Source organism: Georgenia wangjunii, from assembly GCF_036421975.1.
GTDB lineage: Bacteria > Actinomycetota > Actinomycetes > Actinomycetales > Actinomycetaceae > Georgenia_A > Georgenia_A wangjunii.
In genome coordinates, this window is record NZ_JAZGON010000001.1 from 547661 (window position 1) to 573389 (window position 25729).

Annotated in this window: 25 protein-coding genes; 14 read left to right on the plus strand and 11 right to left on the minus strand. The window is 73.1% G+C overall.

Annotation, left to right across the window (positions count from 1 at the left end; genetic code table 11):
* The first annotated feature begins 10 nt into the window (after positions 1 to 10).
* Positions 11 to 724 carry a hydrogen peroxide-dependent heme synthase gene (gene hemQ, locus V2J63_RS02485; RefSeq protein ID WP_331229394.1) on the plus strand — a complete coding sequence of 238 codons (714 nt, stop codon included), beginning with the start codon at positions 11 to 13 and terminating at the stop codon, positions 722 to 724.
* Between the two features lie 69 nt (positions 725 to 793).
* Here hemQ and V2J63_RS02490 read toward each other — a convergent pair whose 3' ends face one another.
* The 3 genes from V2J63_RS02490 to V2J63_RS02500 all read right to left on the minus strand — a co-directional run bounded on the left by V2J63_RS02490 (position 794) and on the right by V2J63_RS02500 (position 2932).
* The gene (locus V2J63_RS02490) at positions 794 to 1516 is read right to left on the minus strand and encodes a TetR/AcrR family transcriptional regulator (protein ID WP_331229395.1); all 723 of its coding nucleotides are present in this window, start codon (positions 1514 to 1516) and stop codon (positions 794 to 796) included.
* Between the two features lie 70 nt (positions 1517 to 1586).
* The gene (locus tag V2J63_RS02495) at positions 1587 to 2036 is read right to left on the minus strand and encodes a SufE family protein (protein WP_331229396.1); all 450 of its coding nucleotides are present in this window, start codon (positions 2034 to 2036) and stop codon (positions 1587 to 1589) included.
* Positions 2033 to 2932: a sulfurtransferase gene (locus V2J63_RS02500; RefSeq protein WP_331229397.1), complete on the minus strand. Its 900-nt coding sequence runs from the start codon at positions 2930 to 2932 to the stop codon at positions 2033 to 2035. Before V2J63_RS02500 ends, V2J63_RS02495 begins: the two co-directional genes overlap by 4 nt.
* Positions 2933 to 3369: 437 nt before the next feature.
* Here V2J63_RS02500 and V2J63_RS02505 point away from each other — a divergent pair, with 437 nt between their 5' ends.
* Positions 3370 to 3804: an acyl-CoA thioesterase gene (locus V2J63_RS02505; protein ID WP_331229398.1), complete on the plus strand. Its 435-nt coding sequence runs from the start codon at positions 3370 to 3372 to the stop codon at positions 3802 to 3804.
* A gap of 48 nt (positions 3805 to 3852) precedes the next feature.
* On the opposite strand, the gene V2J63_RS02510 is transcribed toward V2J63_RS02505, so the two are convergent.
* On the minus strand, positions 3853 to 4674 hold the full coding sequence (locus V2J63_RS02510) for a LysR family substrate-binding domain-containing protein (protein WP_331229399.1): 822 nt from the start codon (positions 4672 to 4674) through the stop codon (positions 3853 to 3855).
* Positions 4675 to 4752: 78 nt separating this feature from the next.
* Between V2J63_RS02510 and V2J63_RS02515 the strand changes: the two genes are divergently transcribed.
* The 3 genes from V2J63_RS02515 (at position 4753) to V2J63_RS02525 (ending at position 6950) form a co-directional block, all read left to right on the plus strand.
* Positions 4753 to 5136, plus strand: coding sequence for a DUF5997 family protein (locus tag V2J63_RS02515; RefSeq protein WP_331229400.1), 384 nt, complete (start codon positions 4753 to 4755; stop codon positions 5134 to 5136).
* Between the two features lie 90 nt (positions 5137 to 5226).
* Positions 5227 to 6375 (plus strand): zinc-dependent alcohol dehydrogenase, encoded by a 1149-nt coding sequence (locus V2J63_RS02520; protein ID WP_331229401.1) that lies wholly within the window; start codon positions 5227 to 5229, stop codon positions 6373 to 6375.
* An 11-nt stretch (positions 6376 to 6386) separates the two neighbouring features.
* Complete coding sequence (locus V2J63_RS02525) at positions 6387 to 6950, plus strand: hypothetical protein (RefSeq protein WP_331229402.1); 564 nt, start codon at positions 6387 to 6389, stop codon at positions 6948 to 6950.
* A gap of 160 nt (positions 6951 to 7110) precedes the next feature.
* On the opposite strand, the gene V2J63_RS02530 is transcribed toward V2J63_RS02525, so the two are convergent.
* Complete coding sequence (locus V2J63_RS02530) at positions 7111 to 8187, minus strand: DNA polymerase IV (protein ID WP_331229403.1); 1077 nt, start codon at positions 8185 to 8187, stop codon at positions 7111 to 7113.
* Between the two features lie 321 nt (positions 8188 to 8508).
* On the opposite strand from V2J63_RS02530, the gene V2J63_RS02535 reads away from it, so the two are divergent.
* On the plus strand, positions 8509 to 11121 hold the full coding sequence (locus V2J63_RS02535; RefSeq protein ID WP_331229404.1) for a glycoside hydrolase family 3 protein: 2613 nt from the start codon (positions 8509 to 8511) through the stop codon (positions 11119 to 11121).
* A gap of 100 nt (positions 11122 to 11221) precedes the next feature.
* On the plus strand, positions 11222 to 12016 hold the full coding sequence (locus V2J63_RS02540; protein WP_331229405.1) for a sulfite exporter TauE/SafE family protein: 795 nt from the start codon (positions 11222 to 11224) through the stop codon (positions 12014 to 12016).
* A 106-nt stretch (positions 12017 to 12122) separates the two neighbouring features.
* Here V2J63_RS02540 and V2J63_RS02545 read toward each other — a convergent pair whose 3' ends face one another.
* From V2J63_RS02545 to larE, 5 genes are all read right to left on the minus strand, one after another.
* Positions 12123 to 13439: a TRAP transporter large permease gene (locus tag V2J63_RS02545; RefSeq protein WP_491062006.1), complete on the minus strand. Its 1317-nt coding sequence runs from the start codon at positions 13437 to 13439 to the stop codon at positions 12123 to 12125.
* Positions 13436 to 14101, minus strand: a complete 666-nt coding sequence (locus tag V2J63_RS02550) for a TRAP transporter small permease (protein WP_331229407.1) — start codon at positions 14099 to 14101, stop codon at positions 13436 to 13438. The genes V2J63_RS02545 and V2J63_RS02550 overlap by 4 nt, the downstream gene beginning before the upstream one ends.
* Before the next feature lie 67 nt (positions 14102 to 14168).
* Positions 14169 to 15209: a TRAP transporter substrate-binding protein gene (locus V2J63_RS02555; protein ID WP_331229408.1), complete on the minus strand. Its 1041-nt coding sequence runs from the start codon at positions 15207 to 15209 to the stop codon at positions 14169 to 14171.
* A 237-nt stretch (positions 15210 to 15446) separates the two neighbouring features.
* Positions 15447 to 16121: a nickel pincer cofactor biosynthesis protein LarB gene (gene larB, locus V2J63_RS02560; protein ID WP_331229409.1), complete on the minus strand. Its 675-nt coding sequence runs from the start codon at positions 16119 to 16121 to the stop codon at positions 15447 to 15449.
* Positions 16118 to 16978: an ATP-dependent sacrificial sulfur transferase LarE gene (larE, locus tag V2J63_RS02565; RefSeq protein ID WP_491062007.1), complete on the minus strand. Its 861-nt coding sequence runs from the start codon at positions 16976 to 16978 to the stop codon at positions 16118 to 16120. Before larE ends, larB begins: the two co-directional genes overlap by 4 nt.
* 148 nt (positions 16979 to 17126) lie before the next feature.
* Between larE and V2J63_RS02570 the strand changes: the two genes are divergently transcribed.
* Complete coding sequence (locus V2J63_RS02570; protein WP_331229411.1) at positions 17127 to 18119, plus strand: LacI family DNA-binding transcriptional regulator; 993 nt, start codon at positions 17127 to 17129, stop codon at positions 18117 to 18119.
* A 52-nt stretch (positions 18120 to 18171) separates the two neighbouring features.
* Here V2J63_RS02570 and V2J63_RS02575 read toward each other — a convergent pair whose 3' ends face one another.
* The gene (locus V2J63_RS02575; RefSeq protein WP_331229412.1) at positions 18172 to 19488 is read right to left on the minus strand and encodes a nickel-dependent putative hexonate epimerase; all 1317 of its coding nucleotides are present in this window, start codon (positions 19486 to 19488) and stop codon (positions 18172 to 18174) included.
* A gap of 118 nt (positions 19489 to 19606) precedes the next feature.
* On the opposite strand from V2J63_RS02575, the gene uxaC reads away from it, so the two are divergent.
* The 6 genes from uxaC to V2J63_RS02605 all read left to right on the plus strand — a co-directional run bounded on the left by uxaC (position 19607) and on the right by V2J63_RS02605 (position 25726).
* A complete protein-coding gene (gene uxaC, locus V2J63_RS02580; protein ID WP_331229413.1) occupies positions 19607 to 21031 on the plus strand; it encodes a glucuronate isomerase in 1425 nt (474 codons plus the stop codon).
* Positions 21028 to 22419 (plus strand): mannitol dehydrogenase family protein, encoded by a 1392-nt coding sequence (locus V2J63_RS02585; protein ID WP_331229414.1) that lies wholly within the window; start codon positions 21028 to 21030, stop codon positions 22417 to 22419. The genes uxaC and V2J63_RS02585 overlap by 4 nt, the downstream gene beginning before the upstream one ends.
* Before the next feature lie 2 nt (positions 22420 to 22421).
* Positions 22422 to 24014 (plus strand): gluconokinase, encoded by a 1593-nt coding sequence (locus tag V2J63_RS02590; RefSeq protein ID WP_331229415.1) that lies wholly within the window; start codon positions 22422 to 22424, stop codon positions 24012 to 24014.
* 97 nt (positions 24015 to 24111) lie between these two features.
* A complete protein-coding gene (locus V2J63_RS02595; protein ID WP_331229416.1) occupies positions 24112 to 24393 on the plus strand; it encodes a DUF2277 domain-containing protein in 282 nt (93 codons plus the stop codon).
* 5 nt (positions 24394 to 24398) lie between these two features.
* On the plus strand, positions 24399 to 24998 hold the full coding sequence (locus V2J63_RS02600) for an alpha/beta hydrolase family protein (protein WP_331229417.1): 600 nt from the start codon (positions 24399 to 24401) through the stop codon (positions 24996 to 24998).
* Positions 24995 to 25726, plus strand: a complete 732-nt coding sequence (locus V2J63_RS02605) for a class I SAM-dependent methyltransferase (RefSeq protein WP_331229418.1) — start codon at positions 24995 to 24997, stop codon at positions 25724 to 25726. The genes V2J63_RS02600 and V2J63_RS02605 overlap by 4 nt, the downstream gene beginning before the upstream one ends.
* The last annotated feature ends 3 nt before the right edge of the window (positions 25727 to 25729 follow it).

The window sequence follows — 25729 nt, forward strand, 5'->3', positions numbered from 1 at the left end:
GGAGACAGACGTGACCGAGCACCACGTGCCCACGCGCGCCGAGACCGACCGCATCAACGCCGAGACCCGGTACACGATGTGGAGCGTCTTCGCGCTCTCGCAGCCCCTCCCGGACGACGCCGAGCGTCGTGCCGCCGTCGTCGCGTCGGCGGCGGACGCCGTCGCCGGCTCCGGCGTCGAGGTGCGCGGCTGGTACGACGTCGGCGGCTTCCGCGCCGACGCCGACCTCATGGTGTGGTGGCACGCGGCGGACCCGCGCGACGTCCAAGGCGCCTACCACCGGCTGCGCGCGAGCGCGCTCGGAACGCACCTCGCTCCCGTGTGGTCGGTCGCCGCGCTCCACCGGCCCGCGGAGTTCAACCGCGGCCACGTGCCGGCCTTCCTCGCGGGCGAGGCGCCACGGGACTACCTCACGGTCTACCCGTTCGTCCGCTCCTACGAGTGGTACCTCCTGCCCGACGACGAGCGCCGCCACCTCCTCCGTGAGCACGGGCTCGCGGCGCGCGACTACCCGGACGTGCGTGCCAACACCGTCTCGGCGTTCGCCCTCGGCGACTACGAGTGGATCCTCGCGTTCGAGGCGGACGAGCTCCACCGGCTCGTCGACCTCATGCGCGAGCTCCGCGCGACCGGCGCGCGCCGGCACGTCCGCGAGGAGGTGCCCTTCTACACGGGCCCGCGCGTCGACCTCGCGGAGTGGGCGCAGCGCCAGCCGCGCGCCTGAGCGGCGCCCGGTGAGGACCGGCGGCCTACGAGGCGCGGCCGGTCGGCACGCCCGTCGGTGCCGGGGGCCCTACGAGGCGCGGCCTGCGGGCACGCCCTCGCCGGGTGCCGGCCCGCTGCCGGGCGCGTCGTCGGCGTCCGGTGCCGGCCGCCTGGCGGGCGCGTCGGCGACGCCGGTGACCGGCATGGCGTCGATCCGGTCGGCGGGCACCCCGACCGCTCGCAGGACGAACCGGTGCGTCGCGGCGAGCCGGCGCTCACCCTCCGCCGCGCTCGACGGGACAGTCCCGGTCCCGAGGCAGCCGTGGATGAGAGGGACGACGACGTCGAGGTCCTGGTCGGGCAGCTCACCCGCGTCGATGCCCTCGCGCAGGATCGCCCGCAGGATCGCCTCGACGAGCCCGACGTGCTCACGCAGCCGCCCGCGCGATGCGGCCGACATCGCCCGACGCACGTCGACGCCGTGAGGGAGGTGGCCCGAGCCGACGAGCCGCGCCTGCTCGCGGACGTAGACCGTCAGCCTCTCGACGGCGCCGGTCGCCTCGGCCAGGGCCTCCCGGAGGTCCTCGGCGTAGCGGCGCGTCTCGTCCTCGATGAAGGCGAGGAGAAGCGCCTCCTTGTCCGGGAAGTGGTTGTACACCGCCGTGCGCCCGACGCCGGCCGCCGCCGCGAGGTCCGCCATGCTGATCGAGTCGAGCGTCCGCTCGCGCAGCAGGTGCGCCAGGGCCTCGAAGAGGGCGCGGCGCGTGCGGGCACGGTGCTCGGCGAGCGAGCCGCCCTGGATCTTGGGCATCGGGCCATCCTGCCATTTGATGACGACGGCCGCCCCGCCGTCACCATCGCGGGGCGTCAGCGCCGAGCGCTCACTGAGCCGCGAGCTTCTCCCGCACCTGACGCTTGATGCGCCCGAGCATCCCCGCCATGCCGCGCAGCCGCAGCGGACTGACGGCGTCCGCGAGACCGAGGCGGTTGTAGACGTCCGCCGGGACGCCGAGCACCTCGCGCGCGGACAGACCGTCGAGGCCCTCGTGGAGGATGCCGGCGAACCCGCGCGTCGTCGGTGCCTCCTGCGGGGCGGAGAAGAAGAGGTTGACCCTCGCGTCCTCCCCCACGCCGTCGACCTCGGTGAGGAGGAAGACCGGGGACTGGCACTCGGGGACGGGCTCGAGGAGCTCGGGGTGCTCGAGGTACCGCTCGGGCAGCTCGGGCAGGCCGCGGCTGAACTCGAGGAGCAGCTGCAGGCGGTCGGGGATCGTCAGGGCGGTGAAGTCCTCGACGATCTCCGCAAAGGAGTCCGGCAGCTCCTCGCTCATCGGGCCGGCACCTCGCCGGGCTCCTCGCCCGTGACGACCGGCACGCGCACGGCGTTGCCCCACTCGGTCCAGGACCCGTCGTAGTTGCGCACGTCGGAGAAGCCGAGGAGGTGCTCGAGGACGAACCACGTGTGGCTCGAGCGCTCCCCGATGCGGCAGTAGGCGATGACGGGCTCGTCCCGCTTGAGCCCCTTCTCCTCCTCGTAGATCGCGGCGAGCTCCTCGCGGCTGCGGAACGTGCCGTCCTCGTTGGCCGCGCGCGCCCACGGGACCGACTCGGCGCCGGGGATGTGGCCCCCGCGCAGGCTGCTCTCCTCGGGGTAGTCCGGCATGTGGGTGCGCTCGCCGGTGTACTCGGGCAGCGATCGGACGTCGACGAGCTGGCCGCCGAGGAACGCCTCGACGTCCTCCCGGAAGGCGCGCACGCGCGTGTCGTCCCGCTCGATGACGGGGTAGTCCGTCGTGGCGGGCGTCGGGGCGTCGGTCGTCATCTCCCGGCCCTCGGCCGTCCACGTGGCGCGTCCGCCGTCGAGGAGCCGGACGTCGGGGTGGCCGAAGAGCGTGAAGACCCACATGGCGTAGGCGGCCCACCAGTTGTTCTTGTCGCCGTAGAGGACGACCGTCGTCTCCCGCGTGATGCCCTTGGCAGCCATGAGGGCGGCGAACGCCTCGCCGTCGACGTAGTCGCGGCGGACCGGGTCGTTGAGGTCGAGGTGCCAGTCGATCTTCACCGCGCCCGGGATGTGGCCGGTCTCGTAGAGGAGGACGTCCTCGTCGCTCTCGGCGACGACGAGGCCGGGCTCGCCGAGGTGGGCGGCGAGCCACTCGGTGCTCACGAGGCGCTCGGGGTGCGCGTAGGCGGAGAACTTCGGGTTGTCGTCGTTGGGCAGAGCCATGCGGCTCACCTCCGTGATCGGGGTCGGCGTTGCTGCTTCCATCCTCTCACCGGGCGAGCCGGCACCGCCGTCCGGGGAGCCGGCGAGGGCGCGCCCACGTACCGCCATGCCCCGGCTCGCCGCCACGCCGCGATCCCCCTCCGGCCCCCGGTCCGCCACGCGCGCCGCATTCGTCGCCGCGCCCTCAACGGTCGAGCGTGCGTGCTCGAACAGGCACGTCCCACGAGAACCCGCGGGGGCCTGCAGGAACGGGCGCGGCGAACACCTCGGGGCGGTGGGGTGGTGCAGGCGCTGGCGGGCGGCGTGGGGCGTGGGCCGGGGTCGTGCGGGCGTGGGCCTCGGCCGTGGGGCCGTGGGGCGTGAGGCAGCAGATGGAACTCGTCACATCGCCGCTGTGCGGCCGGGCCGCGGGAGGGTCCGGCGCCTAGCCTGGGGGCATGGAAGAGCCTGACGACGACATCAACTTCCGAACCCGCAAGTGGATCCGGCCCGAGGACCTCAACGCCAACGGCACGCTCTTCGGCGGCAGCCTCCTGCGCTGGATCGACGAGGAGGCGGCGATCTACGTGACGATCCAGCTCGGTAACGAGCGGGTCGTGACGAAGTACATGTCCGAGATCAACTTCCTCAGCTCCGCCGAGCAGGGCGACATCATCGAGATGGGTCTCGTCGCCACGCGGTTCGGCCGGACATCGCTGACGATGCGGGCCGAGGTGCGCAACCTCCTCACCCGCAAGCGCATCCTCACGATCGACACCATCGTCTTCGTCAACCTCGACGACGCAGGCAACCCCGCGCCGCACGGTCACACCGACATCACCTACGAGCGGAACCGCATCCCCGAGCGGCTGCGCTCCCAGACGACGACGTAGCGGGGGCGTCGACGCAACGACGACGCCGCGCGGCAACGACCGGGATGCCTATCGGCTGCGGCCGCGGGGCGCGCCGCGACGCCCGCCGGACGACCCGCGCGTCCCCCGCCCCGCCTTGCCCGACCCGGCCCCCTTCGCCGCGCGGGGATGAGGGGCACCCCCTCCACCCTTGGCGCCCCCGGCACCCTTGCCGCCTTGGGCGCCCTTCGTCCCACGGCCGTCCTTGCCCGCACGCGCCTCCGTCGCCGCGGCTGGCGCACCGGTGGCGCGCGAGCTCTGCTCGGTGCGGCCGCGGACGATGCCGATGAACGTCTCGACGCGCGGGTCCTCGTTCTGGCTCAGCCACGCGAGACCGATCCGCGACCCGGGCAGGTCGCTCACCGGCCGGTGGACGACGTCCTTGCGGTGGTGCAGACGCGCGACGGACATCGGCAGGACGAGGACGCCCGCGCCCGAGGCGACGACCTCGAGCGCCTGCGGCACGGTCATCGCGGGCACGGCGACCCGCGTCCCGTCGCGCACCTCGTCCGCGAGGTCACGCCACTGGGGGACGTCGTCGGGATCCTGGAGGAGGTGCTCGCCGGCGAGGTCGGCGACGTCGACCTCGTCGAACGCGGCCACCGGGTGGTCCTTGGCCGTCGCGACGACCGTGACCTCCTCGTAGAGGGGGATGACGTGCAGCCCGGCGGGGTTCACCGGCAGGCGGACGAAGCACATGTCGGCCGCGCCGGAGCGCAGCACCTCGACCTGCTCGGCCTCCTCGACCGGACCGGACTCGAACGGTGCGTCCGGGGTGCGCGCGTGCCAGGTGCGGACCCACTTGCCGGGCATGACGCCGGGTGCGAAGCGCACGCGGAAGGGCTCGGTCATGTCGTCCTCCGTCGTCGCGCTGGTGCCTCGAGGCTAGTGCAGGCCCGCAGCCGCCCGCCCAGCACCTACGCTCGTGCCATGACCACGCCGCAGACCATGAAGCCCCAGACCGCCGCGAAGAAGCTCGGCGTGCTGCTGTCCGCGACGCCCGCCGAGTTCCAGGAGGGCGTGGTCAGCCGCGACGAGCTGAACGAGCTGCAGGCCAACCCGCCGCAGTGGCTGGGCGACCTGCGCCGCAACGGCCCCCACCCGCGCCCCGAGGTCGCCCGGCGCCTCGGCGTGTCGACCTCCGGGCTCGCCCGGGGCGGCATCACCGAGCCGCTGACGACGGACGAGGTCCAGACGCTCCTCGCCGAGATGCCGTCCTGGCTCCGCGCGGAGCGCGCCACCCACGAGGCGGTCCGCGCCGAGGAGGCGCGCCTGCGCGCCCGTGGTCACCGCGACGGTCGCACCCGGGACTGACCCGCCCACCCTCCCGCTCGAGCGGCGGACCGGACGCGCCCGTGTGATGCTGGCGACGTCCAGGCAAACCGACTTTTCGAGGCGGCGCTCATGCGAGCAATGGTGTACCGCGGGCCGTACAAGATCCGCGTGGAGGAGAAGGACGTCCCGGCGATCGAGCATCCGAACGATGCTGTCGTCAGGGTGACGGCGGCCGCGATCTGCGGCTCCGACCTGCACCTGTACCACGGGATGATGCCGGACACCCGCGTCGGGACGACGTTCGGTCACGAGTTCATCGGGGTCGTCGACCAGGTCGGCTCCTCGGTGCAGAACCTCAAGCCCGGGGACCGTGTCATGGTCCCGTTCAACGTCTACTGCGGCTCCTGCTTCTTCTGCGCGCGCGGGCTGTACTCGAACTGCCACAACGTCAACCCCAACGCGACCGCCGTCGGGGGCATCTACGGCTACTCCCACACGACCGGCGGCTACGACGGCGGCCAGGCCGAGTACGTCCGCGTCCCGTTCGCCGACGTCGGCCCCACGCTCATCCCGGAGTGGATGGACGACGAGGACGCGCTCATGCTCACCGACGCACTCCCCACCGGCTACTTCGGCGCCCAGCTCGCGGACATCGTGCAGGGGGACACCGTCGTCGTCCTCGGCGCCGGACCGGTAGGCCTGTACGCGGCGAAGTCCGCGTGGCTCATGGGCGCCGGCCGGGTCATCGTCATCGACCACCTCGAGTACCGCCTCGCCAAGGCACGGACGTTCGCCCACGCGGAGACGTACAACTTCGCCGAGTACGACGACATCGTCGTCCACCTCAAGAAGATCACTGGCGGCCTCGGTGCGGACTCGGTCATCGACGCCGTCGGCGCCGAGGCGGACGGGAACTTCATCCAGCACGTCACCGCGACGAAGCTCAAGCTCCAGGGCGGGTCGCCGATCGCGCTCAACTGGGCGATCGACGCGGTCCGCAAGGGTGGGACCGTCTCCGTCATGGGTGCCTACGGGCCCATGTTCAGCGCCGTGAAGTTCGGGGACGCGATGAACAAGGGCCTCACCCTGCGGATGAACCAGTGCCCGGTCAAGCGGCAGTGGCCGCGGCTCTTCGAGCACATCCGCGCCGGCTACCTCAAGCCCAGCGACATCGTCACGCACCGCATCCCGCTCGAGCACATCGCGGAGGGTTACCACCTCTTCTCCGCCAAGCTCGACGACTGCATCAAGCCGCTCGTCGTCACGGGCGCGAGCTGAAGGGAGGGACCATGCCGTACACCGCCGACACGCCCGTCCCGCCCCCGAGCCCGGAGGAGCTGCGCGCGCGCATCCCGGGCTGGGGCGCCGACCTCGACCCCGCCGACCGCCCCGCCTTCCCGCGCGAGCAGGCCCTCGACACGGGCGCCCACTGGGACCTGCCCGAGCAGCAGGAGGAGAAGTGGCCGCGCGAGCGGTCCGTCGAGCACGAGCGCCTCACGCCCGTCTTCGGCACGTCGACCCCGCCCGCGGGGCTCTCCGGGGCGATCCGCAAGTATGCCTACCGCTCGTTCAGCGAGGCGCGGGCGGCGCACTGGCTCCTCCTCCTCGGTGCCGACCGCGTCGACGCCGTCGAGAGCCACCTGCGCTCCTTCCTCACCACCCGGCCGGACAACCCTGTCACCGAGACGGGGGTCCTCGCGGAGGACTCGCCGATCGCCTCCCGCTTCGGGCAGAAGCGGGCCGACACGGCGCACCACCCGATCGACCCGGTCCTCGTGGCCGGGCCGTGGATCGTGGGGGGTGCGGTCGTCTTCTCCGCGGCACGGGCACTCGCCCGGCGCCGGCGCGGCTGACCCACAGGGTCGGCTCGGCGGGGCGCCCGCAGCGGCCCGCCCACGTCCACGGCGACCCGGGGCGTGGGCGGGCGGCGCGTGCGACGTCCGTGTCCCGCGCGCAGGTCCGTCCCGCCGGCCGCCCGACTGCCGGCTGGCCCTCGCGCCGGCACCGAGCGGCTCAGAGCCGCCCCCGGACGGGCGTCCGCTCGGCAGGGTCGCCGCCCTCGGGCATGACCATCTCGGCCCGTACCCCGAGGAGCCGGACCTCGCGCCCCGGCTCCATACGCTCGACGAGGGTCAGGGCCGCCTCGACGATCCGCTCCCGGTCGCTCGTCGCGGCCGGGAGCTTGCGCCCGATGACCTTGGTGACGAACGGCGCGTAGCGGACCTTGAGCGTGACCCGGAAGACCGGGCGTCCCTCCCGGGCCGTGTCCTCGGCGACCGCGGCCGCGAGGGCACGCACCGCCGCGAGCACCTCCTCCCGTGACGTGAGGTTGTGCTGGTAGGTCGTCTCCCGGCTGTGGCCGCGGGCGACCCACGGGGCGTCGTCGACCTCAGCGGGCCCGAGGCCCCGCCCCAGCTCGCCGTACCACCGTCCCATCCGTGGTCCGAACTCGGCGACGAGGACGTCATCGGCCGCTGCTGCCAGCTCGGCCACGGTCGTCACCCCGTGCGTGGCCAGGCGCTTGGAGACCTTGGTGCCCACCCCCCACAGGCTGATGGTGGGCCGGGCGCCCATGACGTCGAACCAGTTCTCGGCCGTGAGGCGGAAGACGCCGCGAGGCTTGCCGAAGCCCGTGGCGATCTTCGCGCGCACCTTGTTGTCGCCGATGCCCACGGAGCAGTGCAGCGCCGTCGAGCCGAGCACCGCCTCCTGGACGCCGCGGGCGAACGCCTCCGGGTCCGCGGTGGTCACCCCGAGGAAGGCCTCGTCCCAGCCGAGCACCTCGACGACGGCCCCGCTCGCCCGCAGCGTCGCCATGACGTGCTCGGACGCCTCCTCGTACACCGGCGCGTCCACGGGCAGGAGGACGGCATCGGGCGCCTTGCGGACCGCGACCTTGAGGGGCATCCCCGACCCGACACCGAGCTCCCGGGCGGCGTAGGAGGCGGTGGAGACCACGGCGCGCTCCGTCGGGTCCCCGCGGCCACCGACGACGACGGGCAGGCCGGCGAGCTCCGGGCGGCGCAGCACCTCGACCGCGGCGATGAACTCGTCGAGGTCGACGTGCAGCACCCACGGGCGTGCCCCCATGGCGACAGTGTGGGCCGTCGGGCCCGCCCCTGTCACCGTATCGGCGCGGGTGGTCACCGTCCCGCGCCCCCGCAGGTCGCGGGGCGGCTGCGTGGGGGTGGTGCCCAGCGGGGGGTGGCGTGCGGCGGCGGTTGCCGGCTCCCATGGTTGCGCCAGCCCGTCCCGGACGGGCGAACCGGCAACAAGTGGCAACACCTCGGCTTCCCCCGTGATCCTCGCCACGCTGAGGCTCGTCCATGAAGAACGGGCGCCGCGCCGGCGTGCGCGCGCCCTGCGCGCCGCCACGGCGGGCGCGCGCTGGTCGAGTCGAAGGAGACGAGCATGAAGAGAACCACGAGAGCACGCGCCCTGGGGGGCGCGGCGCTCAGCCTCCCACTGGTGGTGGCGATGGCCGCCGGCGCGGGAGCGGTGCCCGCCGCGGTGCCCGGCGGCGACGCCGCCGCGCAGGTCGAGTCGCGCGTGAAGGACGTCATCACGGTCGACGGGGCGCAGTTCCGCGACCTCGACGACGACGGCGAGCTCGACGACTACGAGAACTGGCGCCTGCCCGTCTCCGAGCGCGTCACCGACCTCGTCGGCCAGATGACGCTGGAGGAGAAGGCCGGCCTCATGCTCATCGACACGCTCAACGCGGCGTGCGAGGACGGCGAGCGTGGGACGGTCCCCGCATCCGCGGACAACTTCATCAACAACCAGCACATGCACCGCTTCGTCTTCCGGAACACCGTGACCGGACCGGACGAGGCCCAGTGCGGCGCCACGGGTGGCGGCTTCCAGGCCTCCACGTCCGTCACGCCCGCCGAGGCCGCGACCTTCACGAACGCCGTCCAGGAGATGAGCGAGGCCACCCGCCTCGGCATCCCGGCACTGTTCAAGTCCAACGCCCGCAACCACATCGACCCCGACGCCCGCGCGGGGATCAACGAGTCCGCCGGCGCCTTCAGCGCCTTCCCCAAGGAGGCCGGTATCGCGGCCGCCGCGCTGGGCGCGGAAGCGGCAGCGACCGGCGAGGACCCCACGACCGGTGACATGGCCACGGTCGAGGCCTTCGCCGACGTCATGGGCGACGAGTGGGCCTCCATCGGCCTGCGCGGGATGTACGGCTACATGGCGGACCTGTCCACCGAGCCGCGCTGGTACCGCACCCACGAGACGTTCACCGAGGACGCCCAGCACGCCGCGGCGATCATGGAGACCCTCGTCGAGACGCTGCAGGGCCCCCTCGTCGGCAACAACGACAACGGCCTCGCGCTCAGCCCCGAGACGCGCGTCGCGCTCACCCTCAAGCACTTCCCCGGCGGTGGCCCGCAGGAGCTCGGCCTCGACCCGCACTACGCCTTCGGCAAGGCACAGGTCTACCCGGGCGGGTTCTTCGCCGAGCACATGCTGCCCTTCGAGGCCGCCATCGACGCCGGCGTCTCCTCGATCATGCCGTACTACGGCGTGCCGGTGGACGTCCCCGAGATCGGCAACGAGGGCGCGGACTATCCCCTCACCGGCTTCGCCTTCTCCGACTCCATCGTCAACGGCCTCCTGCGCGACCAGCTCGGCTTCGGCGGCTACGTCAACTCCGACACCGGCATCATCAACGACCGCGCCTGGGGCCTCGAGGACGCCACCGTGCCGCAGCGCGTGGCCGCGGCCATCAACGGCGGCACCGACACCCTCTCGGGGTTCAACAACGTCCAGACGATCATCGACCTCGTCGAGGGCGACGCGCCCCTCGTCTCCGAGGAGCGCATCGACCTCGCGGCCGAGCGCCTGCTCGAGCCGATGTTCCTCATGGGTCTCTTCGAGAACCCCTACGTCGACCCGGACGTCGCCACCGCGACGATCGGCTCGGAGGCCAACCGCGAGGTCGGCCTGGACGCGCAGCGCAAGTCCCTCGTGCTCCTCGAGAACGAGGAGACCGAGGACGGTCCCGTGCTGCCCCTCGCGGACGACTCGGACGTCTACATCCTCGGTGACTTCACCGAGGAGACCGTCGCCTCCTACGGGTTCGACGTCACGGACGGCAACGCCGAGGAGGGCGAGACCCGCCCGAGCGCCGAGGGCAGCGACTACGTCCTCATCTCGATGACGGCCCGCACGAACGGCTCGGGCTACGTGAGCAACAGCTCGGAGTCCGGCCTCGACGCCGAGCACGGCGTCAACCCGAGCATCATCCCGGGCCTGCCCGGTCTCGACGGCGCGAGCCTGTGGGGCGCCGCCGACGTCTGCAGCTGGGACGAGGCCGTGACGGGCTGCACCGACAACGGCCTGCGCTTCGGCGGCTCCTACCCGTGGGAGTCGAGCATCCTCGACTTCACCGGCATGGAGGCGGCGGAGTCGTGGGAGGTCGTGCCCTCGCTCGACACCATCCAGCAGGTCATGGCGGAGGTCGACGACCCGAGCAAGGTCATCCTCCACGTGTACTTCCGTCAGCCGTACGTCCTCGACGAGGACAGCGGCCTGCGCGACGCGGGCGCCATCCTCGCCGGCTTCGGCATGAGCGACACCGCGCTCATGGACGTCCTCACCGGTGACTACGCCCCGCAGGGCCGGATGCCGTTCGCCCTGGCCGGCACGCGCGAGGCGGTCATCGAGCAGGACAGCGACGCCCCCGGCTACGACGAGACCGAGGACGGCGCGCTCTACCCGTTCGGCTACGGCCTCACGTACGAGGACGAGACCGAGGAGCCGACGACCCCGGCCCCCGAGCCGACGACGGAGGTCCCGACGACGGTCGACCCGACCGACGCCCCCACGACGGTCCAGCCGACGCAGGACCCGACCGACGGCGCGACGACGCCCCAGCCGGGCGCCGGTCCCACCGCCCCCGGCGGCGGCCAGCTCCCGAGAACGGGAGCGGACATCGGCCTGCTCGCGCTCATCACCCTCACCCTCGTCGCCGGCGGCGCAGCCGTCGCCGTCCGTCGCCGGGCCGCCGCCTGACGACAGCCGAGTGAGCGGCCCCGCCCCTGAGGCGGGCACGCGGCCCCCGGTCCCTCGTGGACCGGGGGCCGCGCTGCGTCCGGCGTGACACCCTTCGACCGTGCCCGACCTGTCCGCCCTCGACCTCACGCTCCTCGCGCTCGCCGCGTCCCTCATCGGGCTGAGCAAGACCGCGACACCGGGTGCGGGCACGATCACCGTCGCCGTCTTCGCCGCCGTCCTCCCGGCTCGGGAGTCGACCGGGACGCTCCTCATGCTGCTCGTCCTCGGGGACCTCTTCGCCGTGCGGATCTACCGGCGGCACGCGGACTGGGCCACCCTGCGCAGGCTCGTGCCGGCCGTCGTCGCCGGGGTGCTCCTCGGGACGCTCTTCCTCGCCGTCGCCGACGACGCCGCCGTCCGCCGCATCATCGGCGTCATCCTCCTCGCGCTCGTCGCGGTCACCCTGACCCAGCGGTGGGCCCGGGCGCGCCCCGCGCGGGCCGGCAGACCCGGCAGCGGGACGCGGGCCGGCAGACCCGGCAGCGGGACGCGGGCCCGAGGACGGGTCGAAGGCGCTGCCTACGGCGTGCTGGGCGGGTTCACGACGATGGTCGCCAACGCGGGCGGGCCGGTCATGTCCCTCTACTTCCTCGCGTCGCGGTTCTCGGTCAACCAGTTCCTCGGTACCGCGGCGTGGTTCTTCCTCGTCGTCAACGTCGCGAAGATCCCGTTCTCCGTCTCCCTCGGCCTCATCGACGCCGCGTCGTTGCGGCTCGACGCCGTGCTCGCGCCCGCGGTGGTCGTCGGTGCCCTCGTGGGCCGCCGCATCGCGCGGCGGATCAACCAGGCCGTGTTCGAGCGCCTCGTGCTGGCGCTGACGACGGTCGCCGGGGCCTACCTCCTCGTGCCGTGACGGGCACGCGGGCACGGCGGGCACGCGGTCGGGCCGACGGACGCCAACGGGGCGGTGACCTCTCGGTCACCGCCCCGTGGCGTGAGTCGGTGGTACCGCCACCCCGCTAGGGGTTGACGAGCTCCATCGCTGTCGGCAGCCAGAGGGACAGCTGCGGGACGAACACGACGATGAAGAGGCCACCGATGATGGAGAAGAGGAATGGCCACAGCTTGGCGATGACCGGTTCGATCCGCAGCCCGGCCACGCGTGAGCCGACGAAGAGGACGTTGCCGACCGGTGGCGTGATGACGCCGACGCTGAGGTTGTAGACGATCATCGTGCCGAAGTGGACCGGGTCGATCCCGAACTGCTGGACGATCGGCAGGAAGATCGGCACGAAGATGAGGATCGCCGGCGTCGGGTCCATGAACGTCCCCACGACGAGCAGGATGATCATCATGAGGATGAGGATGACCGTCGGGCTGTCGGTGAACCCGAGGACCGCGTCCGAGATGACGTCAGGGATCCGCGCGAAGGACATGACGAAGGACAGCGACGTCGAGACACCGACGAGGAGCATGACGATCGCCGTCGTCTGGCCCGCCTCGAGGAGGAGCCTGGGCAGGTCCTTCGGGCTGAAGCCCCGGTAGATCATGCCCAGGACGAGGCAGTAGGCGACGGCGATGGCCGCCGACTCGGTCGCGGTGAAGACCCCGGCGAGGATGCCGCCGACGACGATGACGATCATGAGCAGGGATGGGACGGCCCGCCAGATGACCTTGACCCCCTGCCCGAGGCTCACGCGGTCCGCGCTCTTCATCTTCCCGGGCTGGCGGCGCGAGTAGAAGTAGACGACGAGCATGCAGGCGAGGATCCAGACGAGCCCGGGACCGACACCGGCCATGAAGAGCGCGGCGATCGACGTGCTCGAGACGAGCGAGTAGACGATGAAGGTGTTGCTGGGCGGGATGAGCATGCCGGCAGGGGCGGAGGCGACGTTGACCGCGGCGGAGAACCGCCGGTCGTACCCGTCCTGGGCCATCCGGGGCTGCATGACCGTGCCGACAGCGGCTGCGGCGGCCACCGCGGCCCCCGAGACCGCGCCGAACATGCTGTTCGCGACGACGTTCGTCTGGGCGAGCCCGCCGGGGGCCCGCCCGACGACGACCTTGGCCGCGTCGATGAGCCTGCCGGCGATGCCGCCGCTGTTCATGAGGACGCCGGCGAGGACGAAGAACGGGATCGCGAGGAGCGGGAACGAGTTGATCCCGGTGTACATCCGCTGGGCGGTGACGAGCACCGCCTGCTCGGCGCCGAGCAGCGGGATGGCGGCGACGAGGGTCGTCAGGCCCACGGTCACTGCGATCGGGAGGCTGATGACGATGCCGAGGGCGATGCCCCCGAGCAGGATGAGCCCTGCGAGCGTCGACGGTTCCATCACGGCTCCCGGGTGTCGTCGTCGGTGGTGGACCCGCTGGCACCGCGGCGCTTCCTGCGGCCCGCGCGGGGGGTGCCGCTGCCGGGCTCGGGGGTGAGGCCGTCGACGTGGTCAGGCCCACCCTCGTCGTGGACCGTGCCGTCGGCGTCGGTGTGGCCGGCCGCCTCGGGCGGCAGCGAGACGTCGAGGTACGGGTCCTCCTCGCGGCGCAGCATCTGCACGACGAAGTAGAGGCTGTAGAGGGAGATGAGGACGCCGGCGACGGGGAGGGCGAGGTACATCTGCCCGATGGTGAAGGGCAGCGCACTGAGGTTCTGGTTCCACGCGCCCTGCGACGCGCGCCACCCACCCCAGACGAGGACGACGAGGGCGAAGGCGAGGACGAGGACCTGGACGAGGATCGCCACGACCCGCTCGGCGGACTCGGGGAGCTTGCGCACGAGCAGCTCGACCGCGATGTGCCCGCGCTGGCCGAAGACGTACGCGGAGGCGAGGAGCCCGAGCCAGACGAAGAGCTGGCGCGCTGCCTCCTCGGACCACGTGCTCGGGTCGCCGACGAGCTCGCGGCTGGCGACCTGCCATACGACGACGGCGACGAGCACCGCGAACAGGACGATCGTGAACCACGCCAGGGCGGTGTCGAGCACCTTCTTGACCGTGTCCATGTCTCCTCACCTCCTTTCCTGCCCGCCGGGCGCGTGCGCGCCCGGCGGGGCTGCGGGGACTGGTGCGTTACTCGGCCGCGGCGCGGGCCGCGTCGAAGAGGGCCTGCTGGCTCTCGTTGGTGATGAACTCGTCCGCGAGCGGCTCGAGGACGGCGTTGAACGCCTCCTCGTCCACCTCGGAGAAGGTGGCTCCGCCGGCCTCGGCCTCGGCGACGGCCTCCTCCGTGGCGGTGGCCCACAGCTCCGTGTGCTCCTCGTGCGCGGCCGTCCACGCCTCGTCGAAGGCAGCGCGGTCCTCCTCGGACATCTCGCCGAGGACGTCCGCGTTGATGATGAGGTAGTCGAGGCCCACGAGGTGGTTCGTGTAGGACCAGTGCGGGGCCACCTCGTAGTGGCGCTGCGTGAAGAAGGAGACCTCGTTGTTCTCCGCGGCGTCGACGACGCCCGACTGGAGACCGGTGTAGAGCTCGCCGTAGGCCATCGGTGTGGCGGACGCGCCCATGGCCTCGGCCATGGCGATGTGGAGGTCCGACTCCTGGACGCGCAGCTTCGTGCCTGCCATGTCCTCCGGCGTCTCCACCGGTCCGAACGTCGTGTAGATGCTGCGCGCGCCCTGCGTGAACCCGCCCAGGACGGTCACGTTGTTCGACTCCTCGAGGGAGGCGTAGAGGTCGCCCGTGATCTCGGGGTCGTGGATGACGCGCATCTGGTGCTCGACGTCGTCGAAGACCTTGGGGAGGTTGAAGACGACGAAGTCCTCGTTGAGGTTCTCGAGCTGCGGCCCGGAGACGATCGCCATCTCGACGGAGCCGTCGCCGACGAGCTGGAGGGCCTCGGCCTGCGCGCCCAGGGTCTCGTTGGGGTAGACGTCGATGCTCCAGCGCCCGCCGGTGGCCTCCTCGACAGCCGCACCCATGTTCTCGAGCGCGATGTAGGAGGGGTGCTCCTCGGTCTGGTTGAGCGCGAGGCGCATGGTGCGCCCGTCCGACGCTGCGGTGTCGCCACCGTCGCCACCCTCGGCGGCGTCGTCGCCGCCGCCGCACGCGGCGAGCAGCAGGCCAGTTGCGGCGACCGAGGAGATGATCGTGAAGGCCTTGGTGCGTCTCATGTGTGTGGGTCCATTCTGCTGGTGTGCGCCTTCGGCGGTGCACTCGGCGTTTCGTCCTGGGAACCGTGGGTGTCCCAGATGCGCGTCCCCCGGCTCGTGACCGGCGGAGCTGTCACGCCGCTCATGACGAGCGATCCGGTCGGGGCGCCGGGAGGTGACACACGTCATTCAGCCAGCCACGGGTGACCCGGGGATAGTTGTTGCCACGAGTTGCCATATCACGATCCGGACACCGTCCTAGTCGTGGGAGGCGGCGATCTGGGCCGCGAGGTGGCCGGCACCGTACCCGTTGTCGATGTTGACGACCGCCACGCCGGGCGAGCAGGCGTTGAGCATGGAGAGCAGCGGAGCGAGCCCCCCGAAGGCGGCGCCGTACCCGACCGACGTCGGGACGGCGACGACGGGCGCGGAGACGAGGCCCGCGACGACGCTCGGGAGGGCACCGTCCATCCCCGCCGCGACGACGACGGCGCGTGCCGAGCGCAGCAGGTCGAGACGGGCGAGGACGCGGTGGAGACCGGCGACGCCGACGTCGACGACGAGCTCCGTGCGACGCCCGAGGTGCTGCGCGGTGAGCTCGGCCTCGCGGGCCACGGGCAGGTCGGACGTGCCGGCGCTGACGACGACGACGAGGCCGCCGGTCGGCTCGGGCGGCTCGGGCGGCCAGGCGAGGAGGCGGGCCGCCGGGTCGTAGCCGGCGTCGGGCAGCGCCGCCAGGACGGCGGCGGCGTGATCCGGCTCGGCGCGCGTGAAGAGCGCCCGGGTACCGGTCCGCCCGATCTCGGCGGCGATGAGACCCACCTGCTCGGGCGTCTTGGGGCCGCAGAGGATCGCCTCGGGGTACCCGCGCCGGGCCTCGCGGCCGAGGTCGAGGTTGGCGACGTCGGGGATGTCGCCGGGTCTCCCGGTCACGGGCGCACCGCGACGAGCGGGAGGGTGAACGCACCGGACTGGATCCCGCGCAGGTCGAGCGCGACGAAGCGGAAGCCGGCGGCGCTCACCGCCGCGTGGAGGGCCTCGTGCAGCTCGGCGGCGCGCGGGATGTCCGCGGCGAGGAGCTCGACCCGGGCCACGTCCCCGTGGTGGCGCACGCGGCAGTCCGCGAAGCCGAGCCGGCGCACGGCCGCCTCGGCCACGTCCACCTGGCGGAGCTTGTCGGGGGTGACCTCCTGGAAGTGCGGGATCCGGGAGGCGAGGCACGGCGCCGCCGGCTTGTCCGCGACCGGCACGTCGAGCGCCCGAGCGACCGCCCGGACCATGGCCTTCGTCAGACCCGCTTCCGCGAGCGGGCGCAGGACGGCGTGGTTCGTCGCCGCCTGGGAGCCGGGCCGGTCCGGCCGGAGCGCGTCGTCGGCGTTCTCGCCGTAGGCGACGGCCGCGAGGGCGAGGTCGGCCACGAGCTCGTCGGAGATGCGGGCGAAGAGCTCGTCCTTGCAGTGGAAGCACCGGTCCGGGCCGTTGGCGCGGTACGCCGGTGAGTCACCCTCGTGGGTGACGACCTCGACCACCCGCGCTCCGATGCTGGCCGCCGTCGTGTGCGCGCGCGTCCGCTCGTCCGTGGCGAGGGAGGGCGAGACCCCGAGGATGGCGACGACGGAGCCGGCACCGAGCGTGCGGACCGCGAGCGCGAGCAGCGTCGCCGAGTCCACCCCGCCCGAGTAGGCGACTCCGAGCGGGGCCCGGCCCGCCAGGAGGGTGGCGACGCGGTCGATGCTCGCGTCCACGCCCAGGTCGTTGCTCACGTCGGTGCCTCCTCGTTCGTGCCTCATGGACTGGCGCCGGAGGCGGTGCGAGGACCGCGCGGCCACGCCCCTTTGTCTCACCACGGCCGCGACGGGGCCAACTGGTTGCCACGGGTTGCCAGTCGCGCATAGCGTCACGGCCATGGGGTCCGAACCTGAGGGTATGCCCCGTCGCGTGACGATCTACGACGTCGCGCGTGAGGCGGGTGTCGCCGCGTCGACCGTGTCCAGGGCACTGGCCCGGCCGGGCCGCGTCAATGCGACGACGGCGCAGCACGTCCGTGACGCCGCGGAACGGCTCGGGTACCGGCTCGACCACGGCAACCGGGCGCCGGCGCCGCTGCGCGGGACGCGCCTGCTCGGCGTCCTCGTCGCCGACATCACGAACCCGCTCTTCGCTCAGGTGGTCCGCGGGGCGGAGCAGGCGGCCATCGAGATGGGGTACACGCTCCTCATCGCGGACACGCAGGAGTCGGAGGAGCGTGAACGTGCGGCTCTCGACCGCATCCTCGGCTCCGTCGAGGGGATCCTCCTCACGAGCCCGCGGATGTCCGAGACAGGCATCCGGGCGATCGCCAAGCAGCGCCCGACCGTCGTCCTCAACCGGGTCGTCCGCGGCCTGCCGAGCGTCCTCACCGACAGCGCCCGCGGCACGCGCCGCGCTGCCGAGCACCTCGGGACCCTCGGGCACGAGCGCATCACCTACCTCGCGGGGCCCGCCGCCTCCTGGGCGGACGGGGTGCGCTGGCGGAGCCTGCGGGAGGCCGCGCTCGAGCTCGAGCTCCGGGTCCGGCGCGTGGGCCCGGTCGCCCCGACGGTGGCCGGGGGCGAGCAGGCCGCCCGGCTCTGGGCGCAGCGGCCCACGAGCGCGGTGCTCGCGTACAACGACCTCGTCGCGGTCGGTTTCGTCCGCGGCGTGCGGGCCATGGGGCTGAGCGTGCCCGCCAACGTCAGCGTCGTCGGGTTCGACAACACCGAGATGGCGGCGCTCGTGCACCCGGCGCTGACGACCGTCGCCAGCCCCCGTCAGGCGCTCGGCGGTACGGCCGCGCGCAATCTCATCGCCGTCATCGGCGGGGCGAGGCCCACGGCTGAGCCGCTGCTCCTGCCCGTCAAGCTCGTCGTCCGGGACACGACCGCCCGCCGCCGCGGGGAGCCGTTCGGCTAGGACGGCCTGGCACGGACCGCGGCCGGGCGCCCGAGGGTCCCGGCCGTGGCCGTCAGTGCCGGAGCTCGTGCTCCGCGCGTTGCTCGAGCTTTTCGCGCGTCGCCCACAGCCCGGCCGACGGCGTCGAGATGTAGTAGACCTGCTCGCCGTCGGGCATCGTGTTCCAGCCGTCTTTCATGACGGCGGGGTCGTAGCGCTCGAGGGCCTCGGCGAGGTCCATGTAGCCGTAGCCGACGGACTCGATCTCCTCGCGGCTGAGACGCGCCGGCGCGTAGGTGATGGTGAAACGCCCCTCGGACGAGCCGTGGACGAGGTGCGCGGTGCCGTGCGGGATGTCCTGCATGTCCGGCTCGCTCTGGTAGAGCCGCACCGCCTCCGCCTGGGAGATGTACCCGTACTTGCGGACGAGCGCGTCCACCTCCGGCTGCTCCCCGAAGCGCTCGACGCCGGGGGCGATGACGAGGAGCTCACCGCCGTCGGCGATGGCCATCCGTGTGCGGTAGACGGCCTTGTTCGCCACCCACGTCGCACGGAACTCGTCCGCCTGCATGACGGCGACGACCTTGCGCACCGGCTCGTCGAACTGCGTGATGTTCTGCGCGAGGCTCGCTCGGGCGGCGTCGTAGTACGTCTCGAGGTCGTCGCCGACGTAGACGCCCGTGTGGGCGAGGTTCCCGTCGTCGTCGTAGTCCATGACCACCTGGAGGTAGACGTCGGGGAGGTCGGCGAGGAAGTGCTCCTCGGCGTAGTTGAAGCACGCCCGCACCGGGGTGAGGAGGTTGCCGAGGTTGTTCTCGATGCCGTAGACGGCGGACGCCATGTGCGAGGCCCCGAGGAGACGCTTGCCCCCGAGCCCGATGAAGTAGTTCTTGTTGTGGTTGGCGAAGCCGAGGACCTCGTGGGGCACGACGTGACCGACATTGATGATGAGGTCCCACTGCTCGGTGACGAGCATCGTGTTGAGGTCGATCGGCATCTCCCAGTCGACCGCGCCGCCCGTCGCCTCCCGCACGACCTCGGCGGGCACGGTCCCGACGTTCGTCACGCCGTTCTTCCAGTCGTGGGCGTGGATCCGCTCCTCCGGGATGGAGCCGAACATCCACCGGTTCTCCTCCGGGGTGTGCGGCACGTGCTGCCCGAGGGTGGGGATGACGTGCACCTCCGCGCCCTCGGCGTCGAGCAGCTGGTAGAGCCGCTCGGTGATCCAACCTGAGCCGGAGTGGGCGCGCGTGAGGTCCGGGGGCAGGAGGAGCACCCGCCGGAGCTCCGCGACGCCCAGGCGCTCGCGTGCCTCGGCGAGCAGCCGCTCGCACAGCGCCTCGATGTCGGCGCGGGGGATGAACCGAGCTTCAGATGAGAACCAAGTCATGGCAGGACCGTAGACCGATGGGTGCCGCATGTCCCTTCCCGCCCGGAGTTGCCGCCCCCGGGTGGCAACTGGTGGCAATTTCTTTGCACGGGGGTGCCGCCCTGGCAAGCATGGCCGCATGCAGCCACGAGCGGTGGGACCGCACCCGGATCGCCTCTTCCCGGCACAGCCCGAGGTGCGCGACGTCGCACGGCGGCTGTACGCCGCGACGAAGGACCTGCCGATCATCTCGCCGCACAGCCACGTGCCTCCGCAGTGGCTCGTCGACGACGAGCCGTTCCCGGACCCCGCCTCGCTCCTCCTCGTACCGGACCACTACGTCCTGCGGATGCTCCACGCCAACGGCGCCGAGCTGAGCGACCTCGGCCGCGGCCCCGACGGCCCCCTCCCCCTCGACGAGGCGGCCGCCCGCAAGGCGTGGCGGATCCTGTGCACGAACTACCACCTCTTCCGCGGCACACCCGTGCAGTACTGGTTCGACACGACGTTCGCCGAGGTCTTCGGCATCACGCAGGCACCGAGCGCGGAGACGGCCGACGTCATCTACGACCAGGTCGCCGCGGCCCTCGCGACCCCCGAGTTCCGCCCGCGGGCGCTCTTCCAGCGCTTCAACATCTCCGTGCTCGCCACGACCGACGACCCGCTCGACGACCTCGCCGCGCACCGTGCCCTCGCCGCGGACCCGACCTTCACCGGGCGGGTCGTGCCGACGTTCCGCCCCGACCGTTTCCTCGAGCTCGGCCGCGCGGACTGGCCCGAGCTCGCCCGCCGCCTCGGCGAGGTGGCCGGAATCGACACCGGCGACTACTCCGGGTACGTCGCCGCCCTCGAGGCGCGGCGCCGGTACTTCGTCGAGCACGGGGCGGTCTCCTCGGACCACTCGCACGCCGACGTCGGCACCGAGCCCCTCGCACCCCAGGAGGCGGCCCACATCTACGCCGCAGCGCTGCGCGGGGAGGCCACGACGGAGGAGACGGTCGCGTTCCGCCGCCACATGATGAGCGAGACGGCCCGCATGGCCACGCAGGACGGCCTCGTCATGACGCTCCACCCCGGGGTGCGCCGCAACCACGACCCCCAGAACCTCGTGAACTACGGTGCGGACGCCGGCTCGGACATCCCGATCGCCGTCGAGTTCACCCAGGCCCTCCAGCCGCTGCTCGGGCGCTACGGCAACCACCCGAACCTCCATCTCGTCGTCTTCACGATCGACGAGACGGTGTACTCCCGCGAGCTGGCCCCGATGGCCGGCTACTACCGCTCGCTCTACGTCGGCGTGCCGTGGTGGTTCATCGACGCCCCCGAGGCCATCCGCCGCTTCCGCGGGGCGGTGACGGAGACCGCCGGCTTCTACCGGACGTCGGGTTTCATCGACGACACGCGCGCGTTCATGTCCATCCCCACCCGGCACGACATGTCGCGCCGGCTCGACGCGGCCTACCTCGCCGAGCTCGTCAGCCAGCACCGGCTCACCGAGGAGGAGGCCGCCGCGACGGCCCGCGACCTCGTCGTCTCGATCCCCGCTAAGGTCTTCAAGCTATGACTGCGCCCGTGACCCGCCTGTCCCGGTACCTCGGGAACGGCCGGCCTCCCGCCCCGGTGCGCATCGTCCACCTCGGCCTCGGGAACTTCTTCCGCGCCCACCAGGCCTGGTACACCGAGCACGCCCCGGACGCGGCTGAATGGGGCATCGCGGCGTTCACCGGCCGCCGGCCCGACGCCGCCCGCGCGCTGGCACCGCAGGACGGCCTCTACACGCTCGTCGTGCGCACGGCGGAGTCCGACGAGCTCGAGGTCATCGGGTCCGTCAGCGCCGTCCACGCCGCGGCCGACAACCCCGCCTGGCTCGACTACCTCCGGGCGGAGGAGACGTCGATCATCACGCTCACCGTCACCGAGGCCGGGTACCTGCGCGGGTCCGACGGCGGCCTCGACCTCGGTCACCCCGACGTCAGGGCCGACATCACGGCCCTGCGCTCGGATCCGACGGCGCCCGCCCGCACGACCCCCGGCCGGCTCCTCGCCGGGCTCATCGCTCGTCGCACCGCCGATGCCGGCCCCATCACCGTCCTGCCGTGCGACAACCTGCCGGGCAACGGCGAGGTCGTCGCGCGCGTCGTGCGGGACCTCGCCGAGCAGGTCGAGCCCACGCTCCTGCCGTGGCTCGACTCCGACGTCGACTTCGCCACGAGCATGGTCGACCGCATCACCCCGGCCACGACGGACGCCGACCGCGCGACCGTCGTCGAGCGCCTCGGCGTCGAGGACGTCGCCCCCGTGCCCACCGAGCCGTTCAGCGAGTGGGTCATCGAGGGCGCCTTCCGCGCAGGCCGCCCACGCTGGGAGGACGCCGGCGCGCAGGTCGTCGCGGACGTGGCCCCCTACGAGCGGCGCAAGCTCTTCCTCCTCAACGGCTCGCACTCCCTCCTCGCCTACGCCGGCAGCATCCGCGGGCACGAGACCGTCGCCGAGGCCATCGCCGACCCCGTCTGCCGCACCTGGGTCGAGCAGTGGTGGGACGACGCGAGCCCGCACGTCGGCCTGCCGGCGGAGGACATCACGACGTACCGGGCGGACCTCCTGAGCCGCTACGGCAACCCCCGCATCCAGCACCTCCTCGCGCAGATCGCTCGCGACGGCTCGCAGAAGCTGCCGATCCGGGTCGTCCCCGCCCTGCGGGGCGAGCGCGCCGCGGGAAACCTGCCCGGTGGGGCCGTCGCCGCCGTCGCGGCCTGGGTCGCGCACCTGCGCGGCAGCGGGGCACCGGTCGGTGACGTCCGCGCCGAGCACGCCCTCGCCCTCGTCGCGGGCTCGCGCGAGGACGCCGTCCGCGCCGTCCTCGCCGACCTCGTCCCCGACCTCACGGACGACACCGAGCTGGCCGACGCGGTCCTCGCCCAGGTCACCGCCTTCGAGGAACCGGCGGCCTGAGCATGTCCGTCATCATCGGCCTCGACATCGGCACGACGGCCGTCAAGGCCGTCGCCTTCGACACCGAGTCGTCGTGGCGGCGCACCGCGCTGCGCGAGTACCCGCTCCTCGAGCCCCACCCACGCTGGCAGGTCCAGGAGCCGGCCGCCGTCCTCGCCGCCGTCGACGGCGCCCTCGCCGAGTGCGTCGCCGCCTGCGCGGGCCGGCGTGTGGACGTCATCGGGCTCAGCTCGGCGATGCACGGCCTCGTCGGGCTCGACACAGACCTGCGCCCGGTGACCGACATCCTCACGTGGGCGGACTCCCGCGCCCACCTCGAGGCCAAGGAGCTGCGCGCCCAGGGGCGGGCCCGCGAGCTCCTCCACCTCACCGGCACCCCGGTCCACCCGATGAGCCCGCTCGTCAAGCTTCGCTGGTTCGCCCGGCACGGCCGCGACGTCGCCGGCCGGGTGCACCGCTGGGCCGACCTCAAGGCCCTCCTCCTCCTCCACCTCACCGGGCGCCTCGCCACCGAGCTGTCCTCCGCCTCGGGCACCGGGCTCCTCGACCTGCGCACACGCGCCTGGTCCCCGGTGGCCCTCGCCGTCGCCGGCATCAGCGTGGAGGACCTCCCCGAGGTCCTGCCGACGACGACGGTGCTCGGCCTCGCGCCGGGCGTCGCCGACCGGGTGGGTCTGCCCGCCGGCACGCCGCTCAACGTCGGTGCCGCCGACGGCCCGCTGGGCAACCTCGGCACCGGCGCGATCACACCCGGGGTGGCCGGCCTGTCCGTCGGGACGTCCGGCGCGGTCCGCGTCGTCGTCCCCGAGCCCCGGTTCGACCCCGACGGGCGCCTCTTCTGCTACGCCCTCACGGAGGACACCTGGGTGGTCGGCGGGGCGGTGAGCAACGGCGGCCTCGTGCTGCGCTGGGCGGCCGACACCTTCGCCGCGGACCTCACGCCCGGGCCGGAACGGGACACGGCCGCGCTCGACCTCGCGTGCCGGGTGCCGGCGGGCAGCGACGGGCTCGTCATGCTCCCCTACCTCCTCGGCGAGCGGGCACCCCTGTGGGACCCCGACCTCCGCGGCGCCTACCTCGGCGTGCGGCGCTCCCACAGCCGCGAGCACTTCCTCCGCGCCGCCGTCGAGGGCGTGTGCCTCCAGCTCGCGGGACTCGTCGACATCCTCGAGGAGGTGACGACGGTGAGCAGCATCCGCGCGACGGGCGGGGTCTTCCGCTCCACCCTGTGGCAGCAGGTCATGGCCGGGGCCATGGGCAAGCCGGTCGTCCTCGCCGAGGACGCCGAGGGCACGGCCCTCGGAGCCGCCGCCCTCGCCCGGTTCGCGCTCGGCGAGGCACCGAGCCTCCTCGACGCCGTGCAGGACCTCAGCTTCGAGCAGGACGACACCGAGGTCCGGGCGAGCGAGGACGACGCCGCACTCTACGCGGGCCTGCGCCGGTCCGTCCCCGCCCTCCTCGACGCCTACGACGAGATGCGCGAGCACCTCGCCGCGGTCCAGGACCGGGCGGCGCTCCGCCACGGTGCGCCCGCACCGGTGCTCGACGCGCCCGACCGGCTCGAGGGTCCGATGCCGAGCCCCCTGCCGGAGTAGGGCCGTCCGGGCAACCGGCCGGGCCACCGCCCGGGCTGTCGGGCACGCACCTGGCTCGGGCCTTGGCACGGTCCGCAGCCCGTGCCACGCTCGACGCATGTGCCGAAACATCCGTCCCCTGCACAACTTCGAGCCTGCCGCGACGAGCGAAGAGGCCCGGGCGGCCGCCCTGCAGTACGTGCGCAAGGTGAGCGGGATGACGAAGCCGTCCGCCGCGAACCAGGCCGCCTTCGACGCCGCCGTCGATGCGATCGCCCACGAGACCGAGCACCTGCTCTCCCACCTCGTCACCCACGCCCCCCCGAAGGACCGCGAGGTCGAGGCGGAGAAGGCCAAGGAGCGCAGCCGGCGCCGGTTCGCCACGGCCGAGGCCTCCTGACCGGCGTGGGCGAGACGCTCGTCGACACCCCGCACGGTCCGGCGCGGATCCACCTCGACGCTCCCCCGCGCCCGCGAGCGCTGCTCGTGCTGGGCCACGGGGCGGGCGGAGGGGTCGGGGCCACGGACCTCGTCGCAACCGCGGAGGTCGCTTCCGGCACGGGGTTCGCGACGGTGCTCGTCGAGCAGCCCTACCGCGTCGCGGGGCGCAGGGCGCCCGCGCCCGCGCGTCAGCTCGACGCCGCCTGGTGCACCGTCGTCGCGCACCTGCGGGCCGAGGTGGGCGACGACGTGCCGCTCGTCGCGGGGGGCCGCTCCTCGGGGGCGCGCGTCGCGTGCCGGACGGCCGCCGCGACGGGAGCGCTCGCGGTCCTGTGCCTCGCGTTCCCGCTCAACCCGCCGAAGGACCGGCCGAGCCGGCTGCCCGAGCTGGAGACGGTCACGGTCCCGACCCTCGTCGTCCAGGGCACCCGCGACCCCTTCGGGATGCCGCCGGACGGGCCGGGCCGCAAGGTCGTCGCCGTCGCGGGCGACCACTCGCTCCGCGCGGATCTCCCAGGCGTGCGCGCCGCCGTCGGGGACTGGCTGGCGGGCGTGCTGGCATGAGCGACCACCGGTTCTACACCGACCTCGCGCCCTGGTGGCCGCTGCTGTCCCCGCCCGAGGAGTACGCCGAGGAGGCGGCCTTCCTCGCCACGCTCCTCGGCGCGGGCGAGGGCCGCGAGCTCCTCGAGCTCGGCAGCGGGGGTGGCCACAACGCCGTCCACCTCGCCCCGGACTTCACGTTGACGCTCGCCGACCTCTCCGCGGACATGCTCGCCGTCTCCCGCCGGCTCAACCCGGCTGCGGAGCACGTCCAGGGGGACATGCGCACCCTGCGCCTCGGCCGCACCTTCGACGCCGTGCTCATCCACGACGCCGTCGGATACATGACCACCGAGGACGACCTCCGCCGCGCCGTGGCGACGGCCTACGCGCACTGCCGCCCTGGCGGCCGCCTCGTCATCGCGCCGGACGCGACGACGGAGAACTTCCGGCCGGGGACCGGGTGCGGCGGCACCGACGCCCCCGACGGCCGGGGCGCCCGCTACCTCGAGTGGGAGTGGGACCCGGACCCCACCGACACGTGGACGCTCACCGTGTACGCGTTCGTCCTGCGGGAGGCCGACGGCACGGTGCGGTGCCTCGACGAGACGCACAGGACGGGGCTGTTCCCGCGCGCCGTGTGGCGCGACGTCCTCACGGACGCCGGGTTCGAGGCGTCGTCGGTGATCGAACCCGTGACCGACCGGACGCCGCGCGAGCTGTTCCTCGGGCGGCGCCCGGCCGGGTGAGCG